Genomic DNA, 26,930 nt, shown 5'->3' with positions numbered 1-26,930 from the left:
CAATCTGCCCAGGCTAAAGCCTTTGTGTCCCGATATTTAATGGCGAGGACGCGCGCTTTTCTTTATCGTGTGCGCCCTTTGCAACAACCCGAGATAGACCCCCATGTTGGAAGCTTCCCTGAATCAACTCGAGCAACTGGTCAACGACCTGATGCAGAAAAACGCTCAACTCACCGAGCAGAACACCGCCCTCGGCCAGGAACTGGCCCAGGCCAAGGAAGAGAATGAAACCCTGCAGCTGTCGCTGATGGAGCAGGAAGAGAAGCACGGCGCCACCGCGGCCCGTATCCAGGCGCTGGTAGAGCGCGCCAGCGCAGGTGTCGTCAACGCATGAGACTGCAAGCGCAGCCGATCAATGTCGTGTCCATTCTGGGCAACGACTATTCGATCAAGGCGCCCCAAGGCCAGGAAGAGACCCTGGCGCAAGCCGTGCGGATGCTCAACACCGCCTTGGCCGAAACCAAGCGTCAATACCCCACCCTGATCGGTGACAAGCTGCTGGTGCTGGCAGCCCTGAATCTGTGTTCCAAGCAGGTCGAGTTGCAAAAGGAACATCAGCAGACCCTCGAGCGGACCCAGGCGCAGATCGACGCCACGGTGGACGCTATCGTTCGGACCATCGCCGAACAGTAATTGCCTGACCTCGGGTTTGCCGCGAATGCATCGGTGAGTTTCGCATCGCATTCGCGGGTAAACCCGCGCCACCGTCTGGCGTCATCCCAGGATTCGAAGTGAGCCGGGCGCGTGCGAGCGTGTTCGCCCGCCACCGCGCCAGTCGCTTTAGCATCGGATCTTGCGGCAAAAACGACGCGCCACGGGTCGTGGACATTGTTTTAGATCACTGGAATAACCGGATACGTAAGTGTATACAATCACCCAAAATAATAATGATTGGGGAGTTGGGGCATGCGGATCTGGCGGCGGAGTATCCAGTGGCAGTTGATTGCGAGCATGGGCGCAGCCCTGCTGGCGAGCATCCTGGTGGTGGTAGGGGTGTATACCGAGGCGGTCAACCGCCTGACCGAACGTTACCTGGTGGATACGGCACTGCCGGCCAGCGTCGAAGCGATCCGCAACGACATCGAGCGCATGCTCGGCAAGCCGCTGGTGGCGGCGGCCGACATTGCCGGCAACACGCTGCTGCGTGATTGGCTCGCAGCCGGCGAAGACCCCGCCCAAGCCCCCCGTTTTCTCGAGTACCTGGAGGCTGCTAAACAGCGCAACCAGGCCTTCACTACATTGTTCGCCTCCACGGCGACCGGCCACTACTACAACGAGAAAGGCCTGGATCGCACCCTCAGCCGTGATAATCCGAAGGACAAATGGTTCTACGGCTACATCGACAGCGGCGCCGAACGCCTGATCAATATCGACATCGATGGCTCCACCGGGGAGTTGGCGCTGTTCATCGATTACCGGGTCGAAAAAGACGGACAACTGGTGGGCGTGGCGGGTATGGGTCTGCGCATGACGGCGTTGTCGAAACTGATCCATGACTTTAGTTTCGGTGAGCGCGGGCGGGTGTTCCTGGTGCGCAACGACGGCCTGATCCAGGTCCACCCGGATCACGAATTCAGCGGCAAGCGCCAGTTGGCCGAGCAGGTCGGCGAGCAGGCGACCCAAGCCGTGTTGGGTAAGGGTGAAGGCCTGCGCAAGGTGCGTTTCAGCCGCGACGGCGAAGCGTTTCTTGCGCTGGGCCTACCGCTTCGCGATCTGAACTGGACGTTGGTGGCCGAGGTGCCGGAAGACGAAATCTACGCACAGATGCACGAAGCGGTGTGGCTGACCAGCCTGATCGGTGGCGCGGTGGCGTTAGTGTCGTTGCTGTTGGTGGTGTTGCTGGCGCGTGGGCTGGTACGTCCGATCCGCCAGGTCACCACGGCGCTGACCCAGATCGGCAGCGGGGCTGGCGACCTCAGTCAGCGGCTGGACGATACGCGTGAGGACGAGCTGGGCGACCTGGCCCGCGGGTTCAATCGGTTCCTCGACAGCCAGCGGGTGCTGATCGGCGAGGTGCTGCGCACCACCGAGCGCCTGCACCGGTCGGTGGAGCAGGTGACCCGCGTGGTGGACAACACCGCCGACCGTTCCAGCCGCCAGCAGGAGATGACCGAAATGGTCGCCACCGCCGTGCACGAAATGGGACTGACCGTGCAGGACATCGCGCAAAACGCCGGCAATGCCGCCCATGCCTCGCAGTCGGCGCGCGACGAGGCCCTGCAGGCGCGCGAGGTGGTGCGCCGGTCGATCCACAGCATCGAAGGCATGTCCGGGGAAATCAGCCGGGCGGCGGAGGCGGTGAGCCAGCTGGCCGACGAAGTCGCCTCGATCGACGAGGTCTTGGCCGTGATCCGCAGTATTTCCGAACAGACCAACCTGTTGGCCCTCAATGCGGCCATCGAGGCGGCGCGAGCGGGTGAAATGGGGCGCGGCTTTGCCGTGGTCGCCGATGAAGTGCGCACGCTGGCGCGGCGTACTCAGGTGTCCACCGACGAGGTGCAACAGATGATCCAGCGCCTCAAGCAAGGCGCAGGCACCGCTGTGGCGTCAATGAATGCCGGGCAGCAGGCGACCGGGGGCGGGGTAGAGTCCAGCCAGCGCACCGGTGCCTCGCTGGGGGCGATCACCGATCAGGTGGAGCACATCAGCGACATGAACCATCAAGTAGCCACGGCGACCGAAGAGCAGTCGGCGGTGACCGAGGAGATCAACCGGACTGTGCAGGGGATTTCCGACCTGGCCCGGGAGACGGCGGCCGAAGTGCAGGCCTGTCGGGACGAGTGCCAGGCGTTGCGTGGCCTGGCCGATGACCTGGCGCGGCAGATGGGCGGGTTCAAGCTCTAGGTCGGTGTTGGACGCTTCGCGGGTAAATCGGGGCGCCCAACCGCCGCTCCAATTTACCCGCGGACATCAGGCGCCGACGACGGCGCGGATGTCCTGCGCCAGTTCACGCACTCGCGCTTCTTGCGTATCCCACGAGCACATGAACCGCGCGCCACCGCTGCCGATGAAGGTGTAGAAGCGCCAACCCTTGGCGCGCAGCGCCTCCAACGCGGCTTCCGGCATTTGCAGGAACACGCCGTTGGCCTGCACCGGGAACATCAGCTCCACGCCCGGCAGGTCGCTCACCAGCGAGGCCAGCAGTTGTGCGCAATGGTTGGCGTGGCGGCCATAGCGCAGCCAGGCGCCGTCTTCGAGCAGGCCGACCCAGGGCGCGGAGAGAAAACGCATCTTCGACGCCAGCTGGCCCGCCTGTTTGCAGCGGTAATCGAAGTCATCGGCCAGGGCGCGGTTGAAGAACAGGATCGCCTCGCCCACGGCCATGCCGTTCTTGGTACCGCCGAAGCACAGCACATCCACCCCGGCCTTCCAGGTCAGCTCCGCCGGTGTGCAGCCCAGGGAAGCGCAGGCGTTGGAAAAGCGGGCGCCGTCCATGTGCAGGTTCAGCCCCAGCTCCTTGCAGGTGGCGCTGATCGCCCGCAGCTCGTCGGGGTTGTACACCGTGCCCACTTCGGTGGCCTGGGTGATGGTCACCACGCGTGGCTTGGGGTAGTGGATGTCCTGGCGCTTGAGCGCGACTTCGCGGATCGATTCGGGCGTCAGCTTGCCGTCTACACTGCGTGCGGTGAGCAGCTTGGAGCCGTTGGAGAAGAACTCCGGCGCACCGCACTCGTCGGTCTCGACGTGGGCGGTCTCGGAGCAGATGACGCTGTGGTAGCTCTGGCACAGGGAGGCCAGGGCCAGGGAGTTGGCGGCGGTGCCGTTGAAGGCGAAGAACACCTCGCAGTCGGTTTCGAACAGCTCGCGGAAATACTCGGCGGCGCGTTCGGTCCATTGATCGTCGCCATAGGCGCGCTCGTGGCCCAGGTTGGCTTTTTCCATCGCGGCCCAGGCTTCGGGGCAGATGCCGGAATAGTTGTCGCTGGCGAATTGTTGGCTGTTATCAGTCATGACATCTGTCCTTTTTACGACGCAGATCCGCACTCTAAACCATCGATTCAGCGGTTGCCTATACAAGGCCTGTTCGAGCAACTGGCTGTATTGATCTTGCGCGCTTCTTCGCGGGTAAACCCGCTACCACAGGGATTGCACAGCCCCTGTAGGAGCGGGTTTACCCGCGAAGGGGCCCGCACAGGCACCAGGCAGATGCGAATGTCGTAAACGCGCCATTGCAAGGCGTGCGCAGGCATCTGAGTCGCCCTCGCCGGTCATACCATCGCCTCAAAGGGCCACAGTGCCTCAAGACAAGAAATGATCGCTGCCGGGAGAAACAAGATGTTCAGCAAGCAAGACCAGATCCAGGGTTACGACGACGCACTGCTGGCGGCGATGAATGCCGAAGAACAGCGCCAGGAAGATCACATCGAGCTGATCGCCTCGGAGAACTACACCAGCAAGCGCGTCATGCAGGCCCAGGGCAGCGGCCTGACCAACAAGTACGCCGAAGGCTACCCAGGCAAGCGCTACTACGGTGGCTGCGAGTACGTCGACAAGGTCGAGGCGCTGGCGATCGAGCGCGCCAAGCAGCTGTTCGGCGCCGACTACGCCAACGTCCAGCCGCACTCCGGCTCCTCCGCCAACAGCGCCGTCTATCTGGCCCTGCTGCAGCCCGGCGACACCATCCTGGGCATGAGCCTGGCCCATGGCGGTCACCTGACCCACGGCGCCAAGGTGTCGTCCTCGGGCAAGCTGTACAACGCGGTCCAGTACGGCATCGACAACACCACCGGCCTGATCGACTACGACGAAGTCGAGCGCCTGGCGGTCGAGCACAAGCCGAAGATGATCGTCGCCGGCTTCTCCGCCTACTCCAAGACCCTGGATTTCCCACGGTTCCGCGCCATCGCCGACAAAGTGGGCGCACTGCTGTTCGTCGACATGGCCCACGTTGCCGGCCTGGTTGCCGCTGGCCTGTATCCGAACCCGATTCCGTTCGCCGACGTGGTCACCACCACCACCCACAAGACCCTGCGTGGTCCGCGTGGCGGCCTGATCCTGGCCAAGTCCAACGAAGAGATCGAGAAGAAGCTCAACGCTGCCGTTTTCCCGGGCGCCCAGGGTGGCCCGCTGATGCACGTGATCGCTGCCAAGGCCGTGTGCTTCAAGGAGGCGCTGGAGCCTGAATTCAAGACCTATCAGAAGCAGGTCATCGCCAACGCCCAAGCCATGGCCAAGGTGTTCATCGACCGCGGCTACGACGTGGTTTCCGGCGGCACCGACAACCACCTGTTCCTGGTCAGCCTGATCCGTCAGGGCCTGACCGGCAAAGACGCCGACGCCGCCCTGGGTCGCGCCCATATCACCGTCAACAAGAACGCCGTACCTAACGACCCGCAGTCGCCGTTCGTCACCTCGGGCCTGCGCATCGGTACCCCGGCCGTCACCACCCGTGGCTTCAAGGAAGCCCAGTGCGTTGCCCTGGCTGGCTGGATCTGCGATGTGCTGGACAACCTGGGTGATGCCGACGTCGAAGCCGACGTTGCCAAGAACGTCGCCGCCCTGTGCGCGGATTTCCCGGTCTACCGCTGAGTGGAGTAACCAACCATGCAACGCTATTCGGGCTTCGGCCTTTTCAAACACTCCCTCAGCCACCACGAGAACTGGCAGCGCATGTGGCGCACGCCGACGCCGAAGAAGGTGTACGACGTGGTCATCGTCGGCGGTGGCGGCCATGGCCTGGCCACGGCCTACTACCTGGCCAAGGAGCACGGCATCACCAACGTCGCGGTGATCGAGAAGGGTTACCTGGGCGGCGGCAACACCGCCCGTAACACCACCATCGTGCGTTCCAACTACCTGTGGGACGAGTCGGCCAAGCTGTACGAACACGCCATGAAGCTGTGGGAAGGCCTGTCCCAGGACATCAACTACAACGTGATGTTCTCCCAGCGTGGTGTGTACAACCTGTGCCACACCCTGCAGGACATCCGCGATTCCGAGCGTCGGGTCAACGCCAACCGCCTCAATGGCGTGGACGGTGAGCTGCTCAACACCGAGCAGGTCGCCGCCGAAATCCCGTACCTGGACTGCTCGAAGAACACCCGCTACCCGATCCTCGGTGCGACCGTCCAGCGCCGTGGCGGCGTGGCCCGTCACGATGCCGTGGCCTGGGGCTACGCCCGTGCCGCCGACGCCCTGGGCGTCGATCTCATCCAGCAGACCGAAGTGATCGGCTTCCGCAAGGAAAACGGCGCGGTCATCGGCGTGGAAACCAACAAGGGCTTCATTGGCGCCAAGCGCGTCGGTGTGGTCACCGCCGGTAACTCCGGTCACATGGCCAAGTTGGCCGGCTTCCGTCTGCCGCTGGAATCGCACCCGTTGCAGGCGCTGGTATCGGAGCCGATCAAGCCGATCATCGACAGCGTGATCATGTCCAACGCCGTGCACGGCTACATCAGCCAGTCCGACAAAGGCGACCTGGTCATCGGCGCCGGTATCGACGGCTGGGTCGGTTACGGCCAGCGCGGTTCGTACCCGATCATCGAGCACACCATGCAGGCGATCGTCGAGATGTTCCCGATCCTCTCGCGCGTGCGCATGAACCGTCAGTGGGGCGGCATCGTCGATACCTGCCCGGACGCGTGCCCGATCATCTCCAAGACCCCTGTGAAAAACCTGTTCTTCAACTGCGGCTGGGGTACCGGCGGCTTCAAGGCGACCCCGGGTTCGGGCAACGTCTTCGCCGCGAGCCTTGCCAAAGGCGAGATGCACCCATTGGCCAAGCCGTTCTCGATCGATCGCTTCTACACCGGCGCGCTGATCGACGAACACGGCGCCGCGGCCGTCGCCCACTAATCGGAGACAATTCGTCATGTTGCATATTTTCTGTCCCCACTGCGGCGAGCTGCGCTCCGAAGAAGAGTTCCACTCCTCCGGCCAGGCGCACATCGCCCGTCCGCTGGACCCTAGCGCCTGCACCGACGAGGAATGGGGTACCTACATGTTCTTCCGCGACAACCTGCGCGGTATTCACCATGAACTGTGGGACCACGTTGCCGGCTGCCGCCAGTACTTCAACGTCACGCGTAACACCGAGACCTACGAGATCCTGGAAACCTACAAGATCGGCGAGAAGCCGCAGGTCACCGCGAACAAGCTGAACCCCGCGCAGTCGGCCGTCAAAGGCCAGGGAGAAAAAGTATGAGCCAGGTCTATCGCCTCGCCAGCGGCGGTCGCATCGATCGCAGCAAGGTCCTGAACTTCACCTTCAACGGCAAGACCTACCAGGGTTATGCCGGTGACAGCCTGGCCGCTGCGCTGCTGGCCAACGGCGTCGACATCGTCGGTCGCAGCTTCAAGTACTCGCGTCCTCGCGGCATCGTCGCCGCAGGCCCGGAAGAGCCGAACGCCATCCTGCAGTTGGGCTCGAGCGAGGCCACCCAGGTACCGAACGTGCGCGCCACCCAGCAAGCCCTGTACTCGGGCCTGGTTGCCACCAGCACCAACGGCTGGCCGAACGTCAACAATGACGTCATGGGCATCCTTGGCAAGGTCGGCGGCAGCATGATGCCGCCCGGGTTCTACTACAAGACCTTCATGTATCCCAAGTCGTTCTGGATGACTTACGAGAAGTACATCCGTAAAGCGGCAGGCCTTGGCCGTGCTCCGTTGCAGAACGACCCGGACAGCTACGACTACATGAACCAGCACTGCGACGTGCTGATCGTCGGTGCCGGCCCTGCTGGCCTGGCCGCGGCCCTGGCCGCCGGTCGCAGCGGCGCCCGCGTGATCGTCGCCGATGAACAGGAAGAGTTCGGCGGCAGCCTGCTCGACACCCGCGAAACCCTCGACGGCAAGCCTGCCGCGGACTGGGTTGCTGCCGTCGTCGCCGAGCTGCAATCGCTGCCGGAAGTGACCCTGCTGCCTCGCGCCACGGTCAACGGCTACCACGACCACAACTTCCTGACCATCCATGAGCGCATGACCGACCACCTCGGTGACCGCGCCCCGATCGGCCAGGTCCGTCATCGCGTCCACCGCGTGCGTGCCAAGCGTGTGGTACTGGCCACCGGTACCCACGAGCGTCCGCTGGTGTACGGCAACAACGACGTGCCGGGCAACATGCTCGCCGGCGCCATCTCGGTGTACGTGCGCCGTTACGGCGTGGCACCGGGCCGCAAGCTGGTGCTGTCGACCAACAACGATCACGCCTATCGCACCGCTCTGGACTGGCACGACGCCGGCCTGCAAGTGGTCGCCATCGCTGATGCGCGCCACAACCCGCGCGGCTCGCTGGTCGAGGAAGCGCGCGCCAAGGGCATCCGCATCCTGACCTCCAGCGCCGTGATCGAGGCCAAGGGCACCAAGCACGTAACCGGCGCCCGCGTCGCTGCGATCGATGCCGTGGCGCATAAGGTCACCAGCCCAGGCGAATGGCTCGAGTGCGACCTGATCGGCAGCTCCGGTGGCTACAGCCCGGTGGTTCACCTGGCCTCGCACCTGGGCGGTCGTCCGATCTGGCGTGACGACATCCTCGGCTTCGTGCCGGGCGATGCGCCTCAGAAACGTGTCTGCGTGGGTGGCGTGAATGGCGTCTATCCGCTCGGCGACGCGATTGCCGATGGTTTCGAAGGCGGCGTTCAGGCAGCCACCGAAGCAGGCTTCAAGGCGACCGCCGGCACCCTGCCGAAAGTCGTTGCCCGCAAGGAAGAGGCCACCGTGGCGCTGTTCCAGGTGCCGCACGACAAAGGCACTGCCCGTGCGCCGAAGCAGTTCGTCGACCAGCAGAACGACGTCACCGCGGCCGCCATCGAACTGGCCACCCGCGAAGGCTTCGAGTCGGTCGAGCACGTGAAACGCTACACCGCGCTGGGCTTCGGTACTGACCAGGGCAAACTGGGCAACATCAACGGTCTGGCCATCGCTGCGCGCTCGATGGGTATCACCATCCCGCAGATGGGTACCACCATGTTCCGCCCCAACTACACGCCGGTGACCTTCGGCGCGGTAGCGGGCCGTCACTGTGGCCACCTGTTCGAACCGGTACGCTTCACCGCGTTGCACGCCTGGCACTTGAAGAACGGCGCCGAGTTCGAAGACGTTGGCCAGTGGAAGCGTCCGTGGTACTTCCCTAAAGCCGGCGAAGACATCCATGCCGCCGTGGAGCGTGAGTGCAAGGCCGTGCGTGACAGCGTGGGCCTGCTCGACGCCTCGACCCTGGGCAAGATCGACATCCAGGGCCCGGATGCGCGTGAGTTCCTCAACCGCGTTTACACCAATGCCTGGACCAAGCTCGATGTGGGCAAGGCCCGTTACGGCCTGATGTGCAAAGAAGACGGCATGGTCTTCGACGACGGCGTGACCGCCTGCGTCGGCGACAACCACTTCATCATGACCACCACCACCGGCGGCGCTGCCCGCGTATTGCAGTGGCTGGAGCTGTACCACCAGACCGAATGGCCGGACCTGAAGGTGTACTTCACCTCCGTGACCGACCACTGGGCCACCATGACCCTGTCGGGCCCCAACAGCCGCAAGCTGCTGGCCGAGCTGACCGACATCGACCTGGACAAAGAAGCCTTCCCGTTCATGAGCTGGAAGGAAGGTCTGGTCGGCGGTGTGCCGGCCCGGGTGTTCCGTATCTCGTTCACCGGTGAGCTGTCGTACGAGATCAACGTCCAGGCCAACTACGCCATGGGCGTGCTGGAGCAGATCGTCGAGGCGGGCAAGAAGTACAACCTGACCCCGTACGGCACCGAGACCATGCACGTGCTGCGCGCCGAGAAGGGCTTCATCATCGTCGGTCAGGACACCGACGGCTCGATGAACCCGGACGACCTGAACATGGGCTGGTGTGTCGGTCGCAACAAGCCGTTCTCCTGGATCGGCGCACGCGGCATGACCCGTTCGGACTGCCTGCGCGAAGACCGCAAGCAACTGGTGGGCCTCAAGCCTGTCGACCCGACCAAGTGGCTGCCCGAAGGCGCCCAGCTGGTGTTCGACCCGAACCAGCCGATTCCGATGGACATGGTCGGTCACGTGACCTCCAGCTATGCCTCCAACTCCCTGGGCTATTCGTTCGCCATGGGTGTGGTCAAAGGCGGCCTCAAGCGTATGGGCGAGCGTGTCTACTCGCCGCAGGCTGACGGCAGCGTGATCGAGGCAGAGATCGTGTCTTCGGTGTTCTTCGATCCGAAGGGTGAGCGGCAGAACGTCTAAGGCCCCCGCAAGGCAGTGCTGGAGCTTGTGGAGGCGGGGTACCCGCGAATGCGATGTTGGCCTCACCGGCCCATTCGCGGGCAAGCCCGCTCTCCCAGATCCAGCGCCGTTCGGCACAACAGAATTCAAGGCAGGTAAGAAATGAGCGTAATCAACGTCTTCCAGCAAAATCCGGGCTCCAACGCCCGGGCCGAGTCGCCACTGCACCACGCTGACCTGGCCAGCCTGGTCGGCAAGGGCCGCAAGAACGCAGGCGTGACCCTGCGCGAGCACAAATTCCTCGGCCACCTGACGATCCGTGGCGACGGCCACGACGCCGCCTTCGCCGCAGGCGTGAAGAAGGCTCTGGGCCTGGAACTGCCGGTCGCCCTGACCGTGGTCGCCAACGACGAGATGTCGCTGCAGTGGGTCGGACCGGATGAGTGGCTGCTGATCGTCCCGGGCGGTCAGGAGTTCGCCATCGAGCAGAAGCTGCGCGAGGCCCTCGAAGGCCAGCACATTCAGGTGGTCAACGTCAGCGGCGGGCAAACGCTGCTCGAGCTGCGCGGCCCCAACGTACGCGACGTGCTGATGAAATCCACCAGCTATGATGTACACCCGAACAACTTCCCGGTCGGCAAGGCCGTCGGCACCGTGTTCGCCAAGTCGCAACTGGTGATTCGCCGCACTGCCGAAGACACTTGGGAACTGGTGATCCGCCGCAGCTTCTCCGATTACTGGTGGCTGTGGCTGCAGGACGCTTCGGCCGAGTACGGCCTGGCCATCGAGGCTTAAAAAGGAGAACACGCATGAGTCGGGCACCGGACACTTGGATTCTCACTGCCGACTGCCCGAGCATGCTCGGCACCGTCGACGTAGTGACGCGTTACCTCTACGAGCAGCGCTGCTACGTCACGGAGCACCACTCCTTCGACGACCGGCTCTCGGGGCGGTTCTTCATTCGCGTGGAGTTCCGCCAGCCGGACGACTTCGACGAGGCGGGCTTCCGGGCCGGCCTTGCCGAGCGCAGTGACGCCTTCGGCATGACCTTCGAGCTGACCGCGCCCAATCACCGCCCCAAGGTGGTGATCATGGTGTCCAAGGCCGACCACTGCCTCAACGACCTGCTGTATCGCCAGCGCATCGGCCAATTGGCCATGGACGTGGTGGCGGTGGTGTCCAACCACCCCGACCTCGAGCCCCTGGCGCAGTGGCACAAGATCCCTTACTACCACTTTGCCCTGGACCCCAAGGACAAACCTGCCCAGGAGCGCAAGGTGCTGCAGGTGATCGAGGAGACCGGCGCGGAGCTGGTGATTCTCGCCCGCTACATGCAGGTGCTGTCGCCTGAGCTGTGCCGCCGCCTGGACGGCTGGGCGATCAACATCCACCACTCCTTGCTGCCCGGCTTCAAGGGCGCCAAACCGTACCACCAGGCCTACAACAAGGGCGTGAAGATGGTCGGCGCCACGGCCCACTACATCAACAACGACCTGGACGAAGGCCCGATCATCGCCCAGGGCGTGGAGGTGGTGGACCACAGTCACTACCCTGAAGACCTGATCGCCAAGGGGCGCGACATCGAGTGCCTGACCCTGGCGCGGGCGGTGGGGTACCACATCGAGCGCCGGGTGTTCCTCAACGCCAATCGCACCGTGGTGCTCTGACAGTCCTCATTGTCTTGTTCGCGGGTAAGCCCGCTCCCACAGGTTCTGCGTAGCCTTGTGTGGGGGCGGGCTTACCCGCGAATGGATTCACCCTTTTTAACCTGCCGTTAACAGGCAATCCTCTGTCGCTTCCAGTCACTGCGACAAGTTGTATCAGGCCCACAATTCCCTGCATTCCAGTAACACATGCCGCCCACGGAAGGCGGCGCTTTCCACCGCTGCATAAATACAAATCAAGCGAGGTAAGAGCATGTCTGGTAATCGTGGAGTGGTGTATCTCGGTGCCGGTAAGGTCGAGGTGCAGAAGATTGACTACCCCAAAATGCAGGACCCACGCGGCAAGAAAATCGAGCACGGCGTGATCCTGAAGGTGGTCTCCACCAACATCTGCGGCTCCGACCAGCACATGGTCCGTGGCCGTACCACCGCCCAGGTCGGCCTGGTCCTCGGCCACGAAATCACGGGTGAAATCGTCGAGAAGGGCCGCGATGTCGAACGCCTGCAGATCGGCGACCTGGTATCCGTTCCGTTCAACGTCGCCTGCGGTCGTTGCCGTTCCTGCAAAGAGATGCACACCGGTGTCTGCCTCACCGTCAACCCGGCCCGCGCCGGTGGTGCCTACGGTTATGTCGACATGGGCGACTGGACCGGCGGCCAGGCCGAATACGTGCTGGTGCCGTACGCTGACTTCAACTTGCTGAAACTGCCCGATCGCGACAAGGCCATGGCGAAGATCCGTGACCTGACTTGCTTGTCCGATATCCTGCCAACCGGTTACCACGGCGCCGTGACTGCCGGCGTCGGCCCAGGCAGCACCGTCTACGTGGCTGGTGCCGGCCCGGTCGGTTTGGCCGCCGCTGCCTCGGCGCGCCTGCTGGGCGCGGCCTGCGTCATCGTCGGTGACCTGAACCCGGCTCGCCTGGCCCATGCCAAGGCCCAGGGCTTCGAAGTGGTCGACCTGTCCAAGGACACCCCGCTGCACGAGCAGATCGTCGATATCCTCGGTGAACCGGAAGTGGACTGCGCCATCGACGCCGTCGGCTTCGAAGCCCGTGGCCATGGCCATGAAGGTGCCAAGCATGAGGCGCCGGCTACCGTCTTGAACTCCCTGATGCAGGTGACCCGCGTTGCCGGCAACATCGGTATTCCAGGCCTGTACGTGACCGAAGACCCGGGCGCGGTCGATGCCGCCGCCAAGATCGGTGCACTGAGCATCCGCTTCGGCCTGGGCTGGGCCAAGTCGCACAGCTTCCATACCGGCCAGACCCCGACCATGAAGTACAACCGCCAGCTGATGCAGGCGATCATGTGGGACCGTATCAACATTGCCGAAGTGGTTGGCGTGCAGGTGATCAACCTGGACCAGGCGCCGCAAGGCTACGGCGAGTTCGATGCAGGCGTACCGAAGAAGTTCGTGATCGACCCGCACAAGATGTGGGGCGCGGCTTAACCTTCAGACTCAACGCCCCTGCGGGGGCGTTGTGCTTTAAGCGGCTTCAGTCACAAGGCCTTGGCAGGCCGATAACCGGCCTGGAACAAACCCCTGCAGCTCCAGTCCAATGCCTCGTTTCCCCGGCCATCCCGGCCGACGAGGTCCCTCCCGATGAAAGCATTCACCCTGGCAACCCTGATGACCCTGGCCGCAAGCCCGGTGTTCGCCTTCAATTTGAGCGATGCGGCCAATGCCGTGTCGGCGATGCAGAACCAGAATTCAACTCAACAGGGTCAGGTACAGGCTCCAGCGGGCCAGGCCAACCTGCTCAATACCTTGGGTAGCGAGCTGAAGATCACCCCTGAACAGGCCATTGGCGGCGCCGGTGCGATGCTGGGGCTGGCGCGCAACAACCTGAGCGAGGCCGACTATGGCCAGCTGACCCAGGCTGTGCCCGGCCTGGACCTGCTTTCCGGCGCCAACGCCCTGGGTGGGCTGAGCGGTCTGGGTGAGTTGCTCGGCAAGAGCAGCGAGAGCCCATCGCCTTTGAGCAATGCGTTGGGCAACGTCGAGAACCGCAGCGACCTGGATAACGCCTTCAGGTTGCTGGGCATGGATACGAACATGATCGGCCAGTTTGCCCCGCTGATCCTTCAGTACCTGGGCCAGCAGGGCCTTGCCGGGTCGCTGTTGCAGAATCTGGGAAGCCTGTGGATGACCCCTGCGGCGCCAGCGGCCGTTCCGTCTGTTTGAGCTTTCTTCATGGGTGTACACGGGCTGAGCCCGTGCCCTCTACCGAGGCGTTTGCTTCGTGGATGAACCCGCTCCCATAAGGTCACCGTCGGCCCTATGGGAGCGGGTTTACCCGCGAATACGACGGCCGATTCACCACCTTGTCGCCGGTAAGATCCGCTCCCCCAAAGGGCAGTGGCGCATCAGGCCGCTTCGGAGAAATCCACCAGGCGCATCGGGCGGCGGAAGCCGGAGGTGAGCACTGCCAGATAAGCCAGGCCCAGGGCGAACCAGCACAGGCCGATCACCAAGGTCAGCGCCGACAGGCTGGTCCACAGCCACAGGGTCAGGCCCAGACCGACCAGCGGCACCACGCCATAGCACGCCAGGCCCTTGAGGTTGCGGTGGGTGCGCTCGTTGATCAGGTGGGTGCGCACCACTGCCAGGTTGACGGCCGAGAACGCCACCAGGGCGCCGAAGCTGATCAGCGATGCCAACGTGGCCAGGTCGATCACCAGGGCCAGCAGCGAGAATGCCGACACCAGCACGATGGCGAACACCGGGGTGCCGAAGCGCGGCGACAGCTGGCCGAAGGTGCGCTGTGGCAGCACCTTGTCGCGGCCCATGGTGTAGAGAATGCGCGACACCGCCGCCTGGGACGCTAGGGCCGAACCCAGGCTGCCGGCGACGAAGGCTGCGGTGAAGAAGTTGGCCAGGAACTGGCCGCCAGCCTTGAACATCACTTCGTTGGCCGCGGCATCGGCATTGGCGAACGTGCTGCCTGGCAGCACCAGTTGGCTGATATAGGCCAGCAGGGTGAACAGCAGGCCGGCGCCAAGGGTGGTGAGGATGATTGCGCGGGGTACGTCGCGGCGGGCGTCACGGGTTTCCTCGGCCAGCGTCGAGACCGCATCGAAGCCCAGGAACGATAGGCACAGCACTGCTGCACCGGCCATCAGGTGACCGAAGCCTGGCTGGCTGCCATCGCCCAGCAGCGGCGAGAGCAGGTCAACCGGCTGGCCTGCCAGCGACTGGTAGGACAAGGCCACGAACACCCCGATGAAGACGATCTGCGCGCCGACGATCAAGTTGCTGGCCTTGGCCACCGAGTGTATGCCGACCACGTTGAGCACGGTCACCAGGGCGATCGAGGCCAGGACGATGGTCCAGGCCGGAATGGCCGGGAAGGCGATGTTCAAGAACAGGCCGATGAGCAGGTAATTGATCATCGGGATGAACAGGTAGTCGAGCAGCAGCGACCAGCCGGCCAGGAAGCCCACGTTGGGGCCGAACGCCAAGTTGGTGTAGGAGTAGGCCGAGCCTGCCACCGGGAAGCGCTTGACCATGAAACTGTAGGACGTGGCGGTGAACAGCATTGCCAGCAGGGTCACCAGATAGGCGCCAGCGGTGCGGCCCCCGGTGATCTCGGTGACGATTCCGTAGGTGGTGAAGATGGTCAACGGGACCATGTACACCAGGCCGAAGAACACCAGGGCGGGCAGCCCGAGGACGCGGCGAAGTTGGGCGGGAGCTGCCTCGGCAGCGGGGCGAGGTTGTTTGGCCATCGATCGATCCAAGCATTTTTGTAGTTGTGCGTTGATCGATTTTTATCCACCTGGGTAGGTTAAGACAAACAAAGAGTTGCTAATGTCGATTATAAATCTGGATTTTAATCGGCATCTTATTGTGTACAGCCCACGGTAGGCGCGGGCTTGCTCTTCTGCAAGAGCCGCCCAGGCCACGCACCTCTTAGCGCATTTCGGCGCGCAACTGCTCGATGCGCTGGTCCTTTTCGACCCACAGCTGGTTCACCCAAGCCTGCACGGTCTGGCGGAATGCCGGATCGTTCTCGTAATCACCCGCGCACAGCGCCGGGTCCAGTTCACGCACGCGGATGTCGATGATCACCCGGCTGATGTTGCCGCTGAGCAGGTCCCAGAACCCCGGCGCCCTGTTGCCGGGATAGACGATGGTGACGTCCAGCAGGGCGTCGAGCTGCTCGCCCAGCGCGGCCAGTACGAACGCCACGCCACCTGCCTTGGGCTTGAGCAGATACTGGTAGGGCGATTGCTGGGCCTGACGTTTGGCCTCGCTGAAGCGCGTGCCTTCGAGGTAGTTGACCACGGTCACCGGTTGGCGCTTGAACAGCTCGCAGGCTGCCTTGGTGATCTCCAGGTCCTTGCCCTTGAGGTCCGGGTGCATGTCCAGGAAAGCCTTGCTGTAGCGCTTCATGAAGGGGTAGTCCAGCGCCCACCAGGCCAGGCCCAGCAGCGGAACCCAGATCAGCTCTTTCTTGAGGAAGAACTTGAAGAACGGCACCCGGCGGTTGAGGCTCTCGATCAGGGCCGGGATGTCCACCCAGCTCTGGTGGTTGCTCACGCACAGGTAGGAGGTGTCCTGGCGCAGCTTCTCGATGCCGCGGATGTCCCAACGGGTCGGGATGCACAGGGCGAAGATCGCCTTGTCGATTTCCGACCAGGTCTCGGCGATCCACATCACCGCCCAAGAGGCATAGTCGCGGCCACGCCCCGGCAGCACCAGTTTGAGCAGGGCGAACACCATCAGCGGGCAGATCAACACCAGGGTGTTGAGCAGCAGCAGGACAGTGGTGAGGATGCCGGTGAGCAGGCGACGCATAAAGAGACTCTTGTTGTGGGATAAAAACGGTTGGCAATGATAAGTGGGGCACCGGCCTTCGCCAAATGCGCATTGGCCAATTACTGGGACAAATGTTTCACATTGTGTTGGATAAGCTTTGACAACGAACCTATCGTGCCCGGGTAGTCTAAGTGCTGTCCCACCTCAAGGAAGCCTAACCTGTGAAATCACTGCTTGCCCTGCTGTCGATCCTCGCCCTTCCGGTCATGGCCGCCGAGCCAACCCTGTATGGCCGCTACGAGAACATTGCCCTGCCGGAGCTTGGCGAAACCCTCAAGGCCAAGATGGACACCGGTGCCTACACCGCCTCGCTGTCGGCCAAGGACATCGAGCTGTTCACCCGCGATGGCAATGAGTGGGTGCGTTTCCGTCTGGCGACCAAGAACGCCGACGGCAAGGTCTACGAACATGAGCTGTCGCGCATCAGCAAGATCAAGAACCGCGTAGACGAGGACGAAGAAGGGGACGTCCCGGAAGTCTCCAAGCGTCCAGTGATCGATTTGGAGCTGTGCCTGGGTGACGTCAAACGTACGGTGGAGGTCAACTTGGTCGACCGCAGCCACTTCAACTACCCACTGCTGATCGGCTCCAAGGCCCTGAAAGAGTTCAAGGCGGCGGTGAACCCGGCCAAGAAGTTCACTGCCGGCAAGCCGGACTGCTAGTTCAGACGTATGCACCGGCATTGCCGGTGTTGGGAACCCGCTCCCACTGGGCTGGCAATGAACCCTGTGGGCGCGGGGTGACCCATGAAGCGGTCCGCACTTGGCCCAATGCCCCCACAGGGGTTGCGTGATGCCTGCTGATCACCTACAAGTCCAGCATTTGTCCAAGCAAGGCCGGACGCCATGCCCCACATTCTCATCGTCGAAGACGAATCCGCCATTGCCGATACGTTGGTCTATGCCTTGCAGGCCGATGGCCACAGCACCGACTGGGTAACGCTCGGTAGCGCAGCCCTCGAGCAGCAGCGTCTGCATCCTGCGGACCTGGTGATTCTCGACATCGGCCTGCCTGACATCAGCGGTTTCGAAACCTGTCGGCAGTTGCGCCGTTTCAGCGACGTACCGGTGATGTTCCTCAGTGCCCGCGATGCCGAAATCGACCGGGTGGTGGGGCTCGAAATCGGCGCCGACGATTACGTGGTCAAGCCGTTCAGCCCGCGGGAAGTGGCCGCGCGCGTCAGGGCGATCCTCAAGCGCATGGTGCCCCAGGCCCAGGCTTCGGCCCAGGCCACGGTGTTCCAGCTCGACACCTTGCGCATGCAGATCAGCTACCACGCCCAGCCGCTGGCCCTGACCCGTCATGAATTTCGTCTGTTGCAATGTTTGCTGGAGCAACCCCGGCGGGTGTTCAGCCGCGAGCAACTGCTCGATGCGGTGGGTGTAGCCTCCGATGCCGGCTACGAACGTACCATCGACAGTCATATCAAGAGCCTGCGTGCCAAGCTGCGCCAGGTCGCTGCCGATGCCGAGCCCATCCAGACCCATCGTGGCCTGGGTTACAGCTATAGCCCGGATCACGCCTGATGCGCCTGGGCATCCGCATCTTCCTGGTGTATTTCCTGTTCGTCGGGTTGTCTGGTTACTTCCTGCTCAGCACCGTGCGCGAACAGATCCGCCCGGTCGTGCGCCAGTCCTCCGAGGAGACCCTCGTGGACACTGCCAACCTGCTCGCGGAAATTCTCCATGACGACGTCAAAGCCGGCACTCTGAGCCAAAGCCGGCTGCCTCAGGTATTGGCGTCTTACGGCGAGCGCCGTCCAGGCGCGCAGATCTGGGGGCTGGCGAAGAACCAGATCAGCCACCGCATCTATGTCACCGACGCCCAAGGGACCGTGCTGCTGGACTCCAGCGGCCAGGACGTGGGCATGGACTACTCTCGCTGGAACGATGTCTACCTCACCCTGCGCGGCCAGTATGGCGCGCGCTCCACGCGCAGCGATCCGGCTGACGAAACCACCTCGGTGATGCACGTGGCGGCTCCGATCCTCGACCAGGGCCGGATCATCGGCGTGGTGACGGTGGCCAAGCCCAACAGCTCGCTGCAACCCTACATCGACCGCGCCGAGCAGCGGCTGCTGAATCTGGGCCTGGGCCTGATCGGCCTTGGCCTGTTGGTGGGGGCGGCGCTGTCGTGGTGGCTGGCGCGCTCGCTGCGTCGGCTGACGCGCTATGCCCAGGCCGTCAGCGAGGGCCAGCGCGCAGCCTTGCCCCATTACAAAGGGGGCGAGTTGGGGCAGTTGGCCACAGCGGTAGAGCGCATGCGGACCCAGCTCGAAGGCAAGGCCTATGTCGAGCGCTACGTGCACACCCTGACCCATGAACTCAAGAGCCCGCTGGCGGCGATCCGTGGAGCCTCTGAGCTGCTTCAGGGCGATATGCCGCAAGACCTGCGGATGCGTTTTGCCAGCAACATCGAGCGCGAGAGCGGGCGCTTGCAACAGATGATCGAGCGCTTGCTCAACCTGGCGAGGGTCGAGCAGATGCAGGCATTGGAAGACGAACAGTATGTCGCCCTGGCGGCGCTGATCGATGAGTTGCTGTTGAGCCATGCGGCGCGCATTGAAGGCGCGAGCTTGCAGGTTCGCCAGCGGGTGCCGGTGGAGCTGATGTTGCTGTGTGATCCTTTCCTGATGCGCCAGGCGCTGGCCAACCTGCTGGACAATGCGCTGGATTTCTCGCCGGCAGGCGGAGCGTTGCTGTTCGAGCTGGAACGCGACGGCGAGCGGGTGGCGCTGAGTGTGTTCAACCAGGGCGAGCCGATCCCGGATTACGCCATCGGGCGGGTCAGCGAGCGCTTCTATTCACTGCCACGGCCAGGCAGCGGGCGCAAGAGCACGGGGCTGGGGCTTAACTTCGTGGCGGAGGTGATGCAGCTGCATGGCGGCGCGTTGGCCGTGGAGAACGTCGAGGGCGGGGTGCGCGTGCGGTTGTGGTTGCCGGCGCGACGTGTGAATTGAGCCGACGGTCTTCAGCGCAGCCCCTTCGCGAGCACAGGTGTTGCTGAAAACACCACCCAATCTCCACACGCACTTCACAAAGGCTCCACGCAGTGGTTCCACACTGCGCCCATCGCAAACGGAGCCCTAGCCCATGACCAAAACCCTGAGTTTCAAGCTCGGCATGATTGCCCTGCTGATGCTGCTGTTGTTGATTCCGCTGTTGATGATCGGTGGCCTGATCGGTGAACGACAGGCCTTGCGCGATAGCGTGCTGCAGGACATCGCCCAAAGCTCAAGCTTCAGCCAGCAGATCAGTGGCCCGCTGCTGGTGGTGCCCTACCGCAAGTATGAGCGGCGCTGGATCGAGAAGAACGGCCAGAGCGTCGAGCAGACGATCATGCTCAATGGCCAACTGTACTTCCTGCCTGAAACCTTCCACGTAGACATCGATATCGATACCGAACTGCGCGCTCGGGGCATCTACCAGGCCCGGTTGTTCCACGCCAAGAGCAGGGTGAGCGGACGTTTCAAGGTCCCGGCGCGCTGGGGTATCGAGAAGGACTGGGAGGACTACCGCTTCGACAGGCCCTATCTGGTGGTGGGCATCAGTGACATTCGCGGCATCGAGAACGCCCTGGCACTGACGTTGGATGACCAGCGATTGCCGTTCGAGCCCGGCACTGGCCTGGATTGGCTGGGCGGGGGCGTGCATGTCGCCTTGCCGATGCTCGAGGATGGCCAGGCCCGTGAGTTCACCTATGGCTTCGATCTGGCCTTGCAGGGGACTGGCCAGTTGCATGTCGTGCCGGTGGGGCGCAGCAGCAGGGTGGACATGCGCGCCAACTGGCCGCACCCAAGCTTTGTCGGCAATTACCTGCCCAGCCGTCGAGAAATACACGATCAAGGCTTCAAGGCCCATTGGCAGACCTCGTTCTTCGCCACCAACCTCGAGGATGCGCTGCGCCAATGTACCGGCCAGGGTCAGTGCACGGATTTCAATGCGCGCGCCTTTGGCGTGAGTTTCGTCGACCCGGTGGACCAGTACCTCAAGAGTGAGCGGGCGATCAAGTACGCGCTGTTGTTCATCGCCTTGACCTTCGCGGGTTTCTTCTTGTTCGAGGTACTGAAGAACCTTCGCGTGCACCCTATGCAGTACATGCTGGTGGGGGTGGCGCTGGCCTTGTTCTATTTGTTGCTGCTGTCGTTGGCCGAACACCTGGGCTTTGGCCTGGCCTATGGGTTGTCGGCCTCGGCGTGCGTGCTGCTGATTGGCTTCTACCTGAGCCATGTGCTGGGCAGCATGAGGCGGGGGATCGGCTTTGCGGCGGGGCTGAGTGGGCTGTATGGACTGCTCTTCGGCCTGCTCAGTGCCGAAGACTATGCGCTGCTGATGGGCTCGCTGCTGTGCTTTGGCCTGCTTGGCGTGTTCATGGTGCTGACCCGTCGCCTGGACTGGGCGCGGGTGGGGAGGGCGGCATGAGAGAGGATCGGGAAGCGGGGCGGTGGTTGGCCTATCGGATCGGGATGCTTGTTCAGTGGCACCGGGATGAGGCTTTCGCAGGAAAACCCACGCCCACACGGCTGGATCCTAGTGGGCGTGGGTTCATCTGCGGACCGGTCCGTCAGATCACCGGAGCCGTTGCAGCCATCGACGGCCGCTTGGTCACGTCGGCATACCACGCGGCAAGGCCGGGCTGCTGCTCACGCCAGCCGAACTGCGGCTGGCGCAGGTCCAGGTAGCCCAGTGCACAGGCCACGCCGATGGCGGCGATGTCGAAGGTCGAGGCGAGCTCCGCCAAGTGTGCCTGCTCCAGGTTGGCCAGGCTGCGGCGGATCTTCTCGCCTTGGGCCTGGACCCAGCCGTCCCAGCGTTTGTCTTCTGGGCGCAGGAAGGTCTCGTAACGGGTCGAGACCGCTGCATCCATGATCGCATCGGCCTGGGACGCCAGGGTCAGGCGCCGCCAGCGGGCAGAGCCTTCGCGGGGGATCAGCGGGTTGCCGACGTGCTGCAGGTCGAGGTACTCGCAGATCACCCGGCTGTCGTGCAATACCGTGCCGTCTTCCAGGCGCAGCGCCGGGATTTTGCCGATCGGGTTGTCTTGGTTGAGCTGGTCATTGCCATTGACAGGGCTGACGTTGACGGCTTGCAAGGTCACGCGGTCGAGCTGACCGGTCTCGTGCAGCACGACCATTACCTTACGGACGAACGGCGAGAGCGGCGAGTGGAACAGGGTCATGGTCGTCATGGCCAGACCTCATTTGCCTTGCAAGCTGGGAGGCAGGCAGACGCCGGTGCCGGCGATGCCGCAGTAACCGTCGGGGTTCTTGGCCAGGTACTGCTGGTGGTAGGCCTCGGCGAAGTACACGGTCGGTGCCTGGTCGATCTCGGTGGTGATCTCGCCGAAACCTGCCTTGGTCAGCTCGGCCTGGAAGGCGTCACGGCTGGCCTTGGCCTGTTCCAGTTGCTCGGGGCTGGTGCAGTAGATGGCCGAGCGGTACTGGGTGCCGATGTCGTTGCCCTGGCGCATGCCTTGGGTCGGGTTGTGCAGTTCCCAGAACATCGCCAGCAGCTCGCGATAGCTCACTTTGTCCTTGTCGAACACCACCAGCACCACTTCGGTGTGGCCGGTCAGGCCCGAGCAGACTTCTTCGTAGGTCGGGTTGGGGGTGAAGCCGCCGGCATAGCCGACCACGGTGCTGACCACGCCTTCGCGCTGCCAGAAACGCCGTTCGGCGCCCCAGAAGCAGCCCAGGCCGAAGATGGCGAAATCGATGCTGCCCTCGAAGAAGGGGCCCAGCAGCGGCGTGTCCTTGAACACGTAGTGGAACTCGGGCAGGGGCATCGGGGTGTCGCGACCAGGCAGCGCCTGTTCCGCGGTAGGCATGACGTTTTTGTTCACCAGGATTTCCGAACGCAGGACCATGGCCGTTCCTCTGTATGTCAGGTGGATGAGTGTTGACCGCTTCGCGGGTAAACCCGCTCCCATCAGCAGCGTCGTGCCTACGGAAGTGGGCGCACCGTGAAATGTCTCGAATGGGGCTTATAGTGCCCGAGCTTGGCGTCGCTGTCAGGCCACCGGGCCACGTGGATATCGCTTGAGCCGCTCGGCCAGCTCGCGCCCCGGAATCGGCTTGTCGAACAGGTAGCCTTGGCCGACATCGCAGCGATGCCGCCGCAGGAAAGCCAACTGCTCGGCGGTCTCGATGCCTTCGGCAACCACCTTGAGCTTGAGGTTGTGAGCCATCGCCACCACCGCCGAGGTGATTTCCATATCGTCCTGGTTGTCGGGGATCTCGTTGATGAAGCTGCGGTCGATCTTGATGATGTCGATCGGAAACTTCTTCAGGTAGCTCAGCGATGAATAGCCGGTGCCGAAGTCGTCCATGGCCAGGATCAAGCCGAGGGCCTTGAGCTCGTCGAGCTGGCGGTGGGTATCGACGGTCGCTTCCAGCAGCAGGCCCTCGGTCAGTTCTAGCTCCAGCAGGTGCGGTGGCAGTGCTTCTTCCTTGAGGATGGTGTCGATCGAGGCCACCAGTTCCGGGTCGGAGAACTGCTTGGGCGACAGATTGATGGCCACGTGCAGGTCGCCTAGGCCGACCTGGCTCAAGTGCTGGCTCATGCGGCAAGCCTGGCGCACGACCCATTTACCGATCGGGATGATCAGCCCGGTTTCCTCGGCGACGCTAATGAACTGATCGGGGCGGATCATGCCTTTTTCGGGATGGTTCCAGCGCAGCAGGGCCTCCAGGCCCAGCAGGCGGCCACTGCGCAGGCACAGCTTGGGCTGGTAGAACACCTCCAGCTCGTTCTGGGTCAGGGCGCGGCGCAGGTTGTTCTCCACGAACAGCTTGTAACTGGCCTCGGCATTGAGCACTTCGGTGAAAACCTGGACCTGGTGCTTGCCGTTGGCTTTGGCCTTGTGCAGGGCAAGGCCTGCGTTCTTCATCAGGCTTTGCGGGTCGCTGCCGTGCAGGGGGGCACAAGCCAGGCCCACCGAGGCGGTGACGTTGATCAGCTGGTTGTCGACGAACATGGGTTTGTCGAGGGTGTGCAGCAGTTGCTGGGCCACTTGCTGGCCGGTCTCCAGGCTCGCATCGTCGAGCAGCACGGCGAATTCGTTACTGGCAAAACGCGCCAGGATATCGCTGCTGCCCAGGCTGTTGCGCAGGCGCCGGGCCAGGCTGACCAGAAGCTTGTCGCCGGTCTGATGGCCGAGGCTGTCGTTGATCCGCTTGAAGTTATCGATGTCCACCAGCAGCAGGCACAGGGGCCGGTCGCCGATGTGTTCGAAGCGCTCATCGAGGTTGCGGATGAACGAGGGACGGTTGCCCAGGTTGGTCAGGTTGTCCGTGTAGGCCAGGCGTTCGATGCGCTGCTGGGCCAGCTTGCTTTGGGTGATGTCTTCGTAGATGCCGATGTAGTGCGTCAGCTCGCGGTTGTCGCCAAAGACCTTGGAAATCGACAACTGGCCCCAGTAGGGTTCCAGGCTCTTGCGTCGGCTCTTGAACTCGCCTTGCCAGCTGTTGCCCATGGCCAGGCTCGAGGGCGAGTGGAACAGCAGCTCGCTCAGGTTCTCCAGCGCAGGCAGTTCTGCCAGATGGCGCCCCTGCACTTCATCGGTGCTGTACTGGGTGATGGCGGTGAAGCTTGGGTTGACGTATTCCACCACGCCGTCGCGGTTGACCAGCAAGAAGGCACTGGCGCTCTGCTCCACGGCCCGCTGGAACAGGTGCAGGGCACTGGCCGCCGTGCGTCGATTGTGGTTGGTGATCACCTGGGCGACCTGGTCGGCCAGTTCCCCGGCGAAGGCGATTTCGTCGGCCTGCCAGGCACGGGCCTTGCCGATCTGTTCCAGGCACAGCACGCCAACGACCTGGCCATCGACGCGAATGCTGGCGTCGAGCATGGCATTGTTGGTCGCTGCGTACAGGGTCTCGGCCATGTCGCGGGTGCGAGGGTCCTGGCCGGCGTTATGGGCATCGATGGCGCGGCTGGCGTGCAGGGCATCGAGGTAGTCCGGGAAACAGCTGGCATCGATGGGCTGGGGCAGGTAGTGACGCTGATCCAGGCTGTGCCAGGCACTGATCGGTTCCAGATGCTGATCCTGCAGATGCCAGAGGCTGGCGCAATCGACCTTGTAGATTTCGCAGGCACTGCGGGTGATCAGCTCGGCCGCCTCCTGCAAGGAGTTTTCAGGCTCTTCGCATTTAAGGGTGTAGAAAAAATCTGACCGGCTGGAAAAGGAGTCGAGGATCTTAGAAAATGTAAGCTCTCACACCAACAAAAACTAAGCCCCCGACGTGAACAATCTTACCTTTTCTAGCCCTGATCTTTCCAGCTTTTGCCAACTGAATAACCTCGGCCTGACTGCCACTGGACAACATCTTTGTGCAGAGCGCGCCGTCATCGAATGTCGTTTAACCAAAGCACCCGAGCCATGCCCCAAGTGCGGGGCTGCTGGTGTTTCACGCGGTACTGTCGATAGGCATCTTGCTCACACACCTTACGGACAACGACCAACCAGATTGCTGCTGCGTATCCGTCGCTGGCGTTGTGCTTGCGGCTGTTTCTGGCATGAAGATACAAACAGTGCAGCACCTCCACGTTCAAAGCTTTCATATGGGGCGATACGCTGGGCATTAGCTGCCATCGTGCTGGATCATCTGTCGGTATCTCGTGTTGCGAGCCAGCTTGATGTTGCATGGCACACCGCTAATAATGCCATTATCAACGAAGGACGGCGCCTGCTTTTTAATGACTCGACACGTTTTGACGGTGTGACCGTGCTGGGCGTGGATGAGCATGTTTGGCGACATACACGCTGTGGTGACAAGTACGTCACCATCGTGGTTGACCTTACGCCCGTGCGTAACAAAAACGGGCCGGCCCGCTTGCTCGATGTGCTGGAAGGCCGCTCCAAACAAGCCTTTAAGCAATGGCTACAGAGTCGCCCCAAATCGTGGCGTGACCAGATCGAAAGCATTGCCATGGACGGTTTTACGGGGTTTAAATCTGCAGCGCAAGAAGCCCTGCCTCAAGCCCAAACCGTGCTGGATCCTTTCCATGTCGTGCGCTGGGCAAGCAACATGCTGGATGAATGCCGCCGGCGTGTGCAACACGACATCCTGGGCCGCAGAGGGCGTAAAAATGACCCGCTCTACAAAAGCCGTCGAACGCTACTGACTCGGATCAGCTACCTGTCTGACGCCAACAAAAAGCAACTGTTCCAGCTGTTTGCAGATGAGCACCACCTCGAAGTGGATTGCACCTGGAGCATGTACCAACGGGTGGTCAGCGCCTACAACGAGCCGGATCGAAAACGTGGTAAAAAACTCATGGAAGAGGTCATAAATATCATTACAGCCAGCGACTTGCCCAAAGCGCTCATCGAGGTGAAAGGCTTGGGGGAAACGCTGAAAAAATACGCTGAGAGCATCCTTGCCTACTTCGACCGGCCAGGAACCAGCAACGGTCCAACAGAAGCTATCAACGGGCGACTTGAGCACTTACGAGGTACCGCCTTGGGCTTTAGAAATTTAACCAATTACATAGCCAGGTGCTTGCTGAAGTCAGGAGGGTTTAGAAATCAGCTACACCCTTAAATGCGAAGAGCCAGTTTTCAGCGCTGTAGCGCTGCCGGGCCAGGCGCAGGATAAGGTCCTGCTGGGCGCGCACACGCTCAAGGTGCAGCAGCTGCTCCTGCTGGGCGCGCTGGTTGAGCTGCAAGGCCAGTTGCAGACGGCTGTTGCGAGACTCCAGATCGTCCTCGCCAAGCTCTGGCTCCTGGTCCTGCTGATCATCGAGCACCATGAGATAGCCGCGCAACAGCTGGCGGTTGTGCTGGCGGTAGGCTTCGCCGATCTCCAGCAAGCGCAAGGCTGCGCCGCTGGTGTGCAGGGTGTAGCGGATCCGGTAGTGGTTACGCTGTGCCAGTTGCAGCTGAATCTCGTCATGCAGCCTGTAGCGCGCCTCTGGCTCCATGAGGCTGGCATAGGGTGAGCCGATCAGGGCGCAGAGGTCGGCGGCAGGCAGGCCGAACTGGCGCTCGCAGGCAGGATCGAGATAGAGCATCGCCCAGCTGGCTTCGTTGAGCCGTTCGAAACGCAGCATACCGAGCCGTGAAGGCACGGGGAGCTGCGTGACGACCTCGGCCGCCACTCGGCTGGCGGCATCGGGTTGGCTTTTCATCGAAGACTCGCTTGAAAGGGCGGTTGGCGCGGCGGGCCACGAGCTATGCGGCGGTGCCTAGGGCAAGGTTGCATCATGTCCCGAGGGCTGGCAAGCGGCCATGCGGGAAGCTATGTACAGCTTGTCGGCGGTTGTATGGAAATCTGAAGGCCAGAAGGGGTGGTGGGAACGGGT

21 protein-coding genes and 3 pseudogenes are annotated in these 26,930 nt (G+C 62.7%); 17 read left to right on the top strand and 7 right to left on the bottom strand.

Translation table 11 applies throughout. The features are described 5' to 3' along the window. The first annotated feature begins 103 nt into the window (after positions 1-103). The 4 genes and pseudogenes from J5X93_RS24235 (at position 104) to J5X93_RS28650 (ending at position 2,844) form a co-directional block, all read left to right on the top strand. Complete coding sequence (locus J5X93_RS24235) at positions 104-334, top strand: hypothetical protein (protein WP_070090739.1); 231 nt, start codon at positions 104-106, stop codon at positions 332-334. After that, on the top strand, positions 331-633 hold the full coding sequence (locus tag J5X93_RS24230) for a cell division protein ZapA (RefSeq protein WP_043211094.1): 303 nt from the start codon (positions 331-333) through the stop codon (positions 631-633). Before J5X93_RS24235 ends, J5X93_RS24230 begins: the two co-directional genes overlap by 4 nt. Before the next feature lie 273 nt (positions 634-906). Next, a pseudogene (locus J5X93_RS28655) lies at positions 907-1,980 on the top strand (HAMP domain-containing protein); the annotation flags it as partial. Positions 1,981-2,106: 126 nt separating this feature from the next. Beyond that, positions 2,107-2,844, top strand: coding sequence for a methyl-accepting chemotaxis protein (locus J5X93_RS28650; RefSeq protein ID WP_371906664.1), 738 nt, complete (start codon positions 2,107-2,109; stop codon positions 2,842-2,844). A 66-nt stretch (positions 2,845-2,910) separates the two neighbouring features. On the opposite strand, the gene J5X93_RS24220 is transcribed toward J5X93_RS28650, so the two are convergent. After that, entirely contained in the window at positions 2,911-3,951 is a 1,041-nt protein-coding gene (locus tag J5X93_RS24220; RefSeq protein ID WP_043211099.1) for a threonine aldolase family protein, read from the bottom strand. 324 nt (positions 3,952-4,275) lie between these two features. Here J5X93_RS24220 and glyA point away from each other — a divergent pair, with 324 nt between their 5' ends. The 8 genes from glyA to J5X93_RS24180 all read left to right on the top strand — a co-directional run bounded on the left by glyA (position 4,276) and on the right by J5X93_RS24180 (position 13,989). Continuing rightward, positions 4,276-5,529, top strand: coding sequence for a serine hydroxymethyltransferase (gene glyA / locus J5X93_RS24215; RefSeq protein ID WP_043211101.1), 1,254 nt, complete (start codon positions 4,276-4,278; stop codon positions 5,527-5,529). Between the two features lie 15 nt (positions 5,530-5,544). Further along, on the top strand, positions 5,545-6,795 hold the full coding sequence (locus J5X93_RS24210; RefSeq protein WP_043211104.1) for a sarcosine oxidase subunit beta family protein: 1,251 nt from the start codon (positions 5,545-5,547) through the stop codon (positions 6,793-6,795). Between the two features lie 16 nt (positions 6,796-6,811). After that, entirely contained in the window at positions 6,812-7,144 is a 333-nt protein-coding gene (locus J5X93_RS24205; protein WP_043211106.1) for a sarcosine oxidase subunit delta, read from the top strand. Then, on the top strand, positions 7,141-10,158 hold the full coding sequence (locus J5X93_RS24200) for a sarcosine oxidase subunit alpha (protein ID WP_090346323.1): 3,018 nt from the start codon (positions 7,141-7,143) through the stop codon (positions 10,156-10,158). Before J5X93_RS24205 ends, J5X93_RS24200 begins: the two co-directional genes overlap by 4 nt. A gap of 141 nt (positions 10,159-10,299) precedes the next feature. Next, positions 10,300-10,932, top strand: a complete 633-nt coding sequence (locus J5X93_RS24195) for a sarcosine oxidase subunit gamma (protein WP_043211110.1) — start codon at positions 10,300-10,302, stop codon at positions 10,930-10,932. 14 nt (positions 10,933-10,946) lie between these two features. Then, positions 10,947-11,804, top strand: coding sequence for a formyltetrahydrofolate deformylase (purU, locus tag J5X93_RS24190; protein WP_043211119.1), 858 nt, complete (start codon positions 10,947-10,949; stop codon positions 11,802-11,804). Positions 11,805-12,054: 250 nt separating this feature from the next. Next, positions 12,055-13,254, top strand: coding sequence for a formaldehyde dehydrogenase, glutathione-independent (gene fdhA / locus J5X93_RS24185; RefSeq protein ID WP_043211122.1), 1,200 nt, complete (start codon positions 12,055-12,057; stop codon positions 13,252-13,254). Positions 13,255-13,407: 153 nt separating this feature from the next. Then, positions 13,408-13,989, top strand: a complete 582-nt coding sequence (locus J5X93_RS24180) for a DUF2780 domain-containing protein (protein ID WP_043211124.1) — start codon at positions 13,408-13,410, stop codon at positions 13,987-13,989. A gap of 182 nt (positions 13,990-14,171) precedes the next feature. Here the strand turns inward: J5X93_RS24180 and J5X93_RS24175 are convergent, their stop codons facing one another. After that, positions 14,172-15,533, bottom strand: a complete 1,362-nt coding sequence (locus tag J5X93_RS24175; RefSeq protein ID WP_090346322.1) for an APC family permease — start codon at positions 15,531-15,533, stop codon at positions 14,172-14,174. Positions 15,534-15,717: 184 nt separating this feature from the next. Then, complete coding sequence (yihG, locus tag J5X93_RS24170; protein ID WP_250034154.1) at positions 15,718-16,605, bottom strand: 1-acylglycerol-3-phosphate O-acyltransferase, YihG family; 888 nt, start codon at positions 16,603-16,605, stop codon at positions 15,718-15,720. A gap of 182 nt (positions 16,606-16,787) precedes the next feature. Between yihG and rloA2 the strand changes: the two genes are divergently transcribed. The 4 genes from rloA2 to creD all read left to right on the top strand — a co-directional run bounded on the left by rloA2 (position 16,788) and on the right by creD (position 21,047). Then, complete coding sequence (gene rloA2 / locus J5X93_RS24165) at positions 16,788-17,288, top strand: retropepsin-like aspartic peptidase RloA2 (RefSeq protein WP_043212593.1); 501 nt, start codon at positions 16,788-16,790, stop codon at positions 17,286-17,288. 183 nt (positions 17,289-17,471) lie between these two features. Then, entirely contained in the window at positions 17,472-18,152 is a 681-nt protein-coding gene (gene creB / locus J5X93_RS24160; protein WP_182816644.1) for a two-component system response regulator CreB, read from the top strand. Beyond that, a complete protein-coding gene (gene creC / locus J5X93_RS24155; RefSeq protein WP_250034152.1) occupies positions 18,152-19,585 on the top strand; it encodes a two-component system sensor histidine kinase CreC in 1,434 nt (477 codons plus the stop codon). Before creB ends, creC begins: the two co-directional genes overlap by 1 nt. A gap of 133 nt (positions 19,586-19,718) precedes the next feature. Further along, positions 19,719-21,047: a cell envelope integrity protein CreD gene (gene creD, locus J5X93_RS24150; protein ID WP_250034150.1), complete on the top strand. Its 1,329-nt coding sequence runs from the start codon at positions 19,719-19,721 to the stop codon at positions 21,045-21,047. A 142-nt stretch (positions 21,048-21,189) separates the two neighbouring features. Here the strand turns inward: creD and J5X93_RS24145 are convergent, their stop codons facing one another. The 3 genes and pseudogenes from J5X93_RS24145 to J5X93_RS24135 all read right to left on the bottom strand — a co-directional run. Beyond that, the gene (locus J5X93_RS24145) at positions 21,190-21,813 is read right to left on the bottom strand and encodes a glutathione S-transferase (RefSeq protein WP_250034147.1); all 624 of its coding nucleotides are present in this window, start codon (positions 21,811-21,813) and stop codon (positions 21,190-21,192) included. 9 nt (positions 21,814-21,822) lie between these two features. Continuing rightward, positions 21,823-22,491, bottom strand: a complete 669-nt coding sequence (gene msrA, locus J5X93_RS24140; RefSeq protein ID WP_043212604.1) for a peptide-methionine (S)-S-oxide reductase MsrA — start codon at positions 22,489-22,491, stop codon at positions 21,823-21,825. A gap of 144 nt (positions 22,492-22,635) precedes the next feature. After that, positions 22,636-24,759, bottom strand: a pseudogene (locus J5X93_RS24135) (putative bifunctional diguanylate cyclase/phosphodiesterase); the annotation flags it as partial. 109 nt (positions 24,760-24,868) lie between these two features. Between J5X93_RS24135 and J5X93_RS24130 the strand changes: the two are divergent. After that, complete coding sequence (locus tag J5X93_RS24130; RefSeq protein WP_011920678.1) at positions 24,869-26,170, top strand: ISL3-like element IS1411 family transposase; 1,302 nt, start codon at positions 24,869-24,871, stop codon at positions 26,168-26,170. A 7-nt stretch (positions 26,171-26,177) separates the two neighbouring features. Here the strand turns inward: J5X93_RS24130 and J5X93_RS24125 are convergent. Then, positions 26,178-26,756, bottom strand: a pseudogene (locus J5X93_RS24125) (PAS domain-containing protein); the annotation flags it as partial. Positions 26,757-26,930 lie beyond the last annotated feature (174 nt).

Origin of the sequence: Pseudomonas sp. BYT-1 (genome assembly GCF_023611805.1) — a bacterium.
Lineage (GTDB): Bacteria > Pseudomonadota > Gammaproteobacteria > Pseudomonadales > Pseudomonadaceae > Aquipseudomonas > Aquipseudomonas guariconensis.
This window is presented reverse-complemented; position numbering and strand designations above follow the sequence as displayed.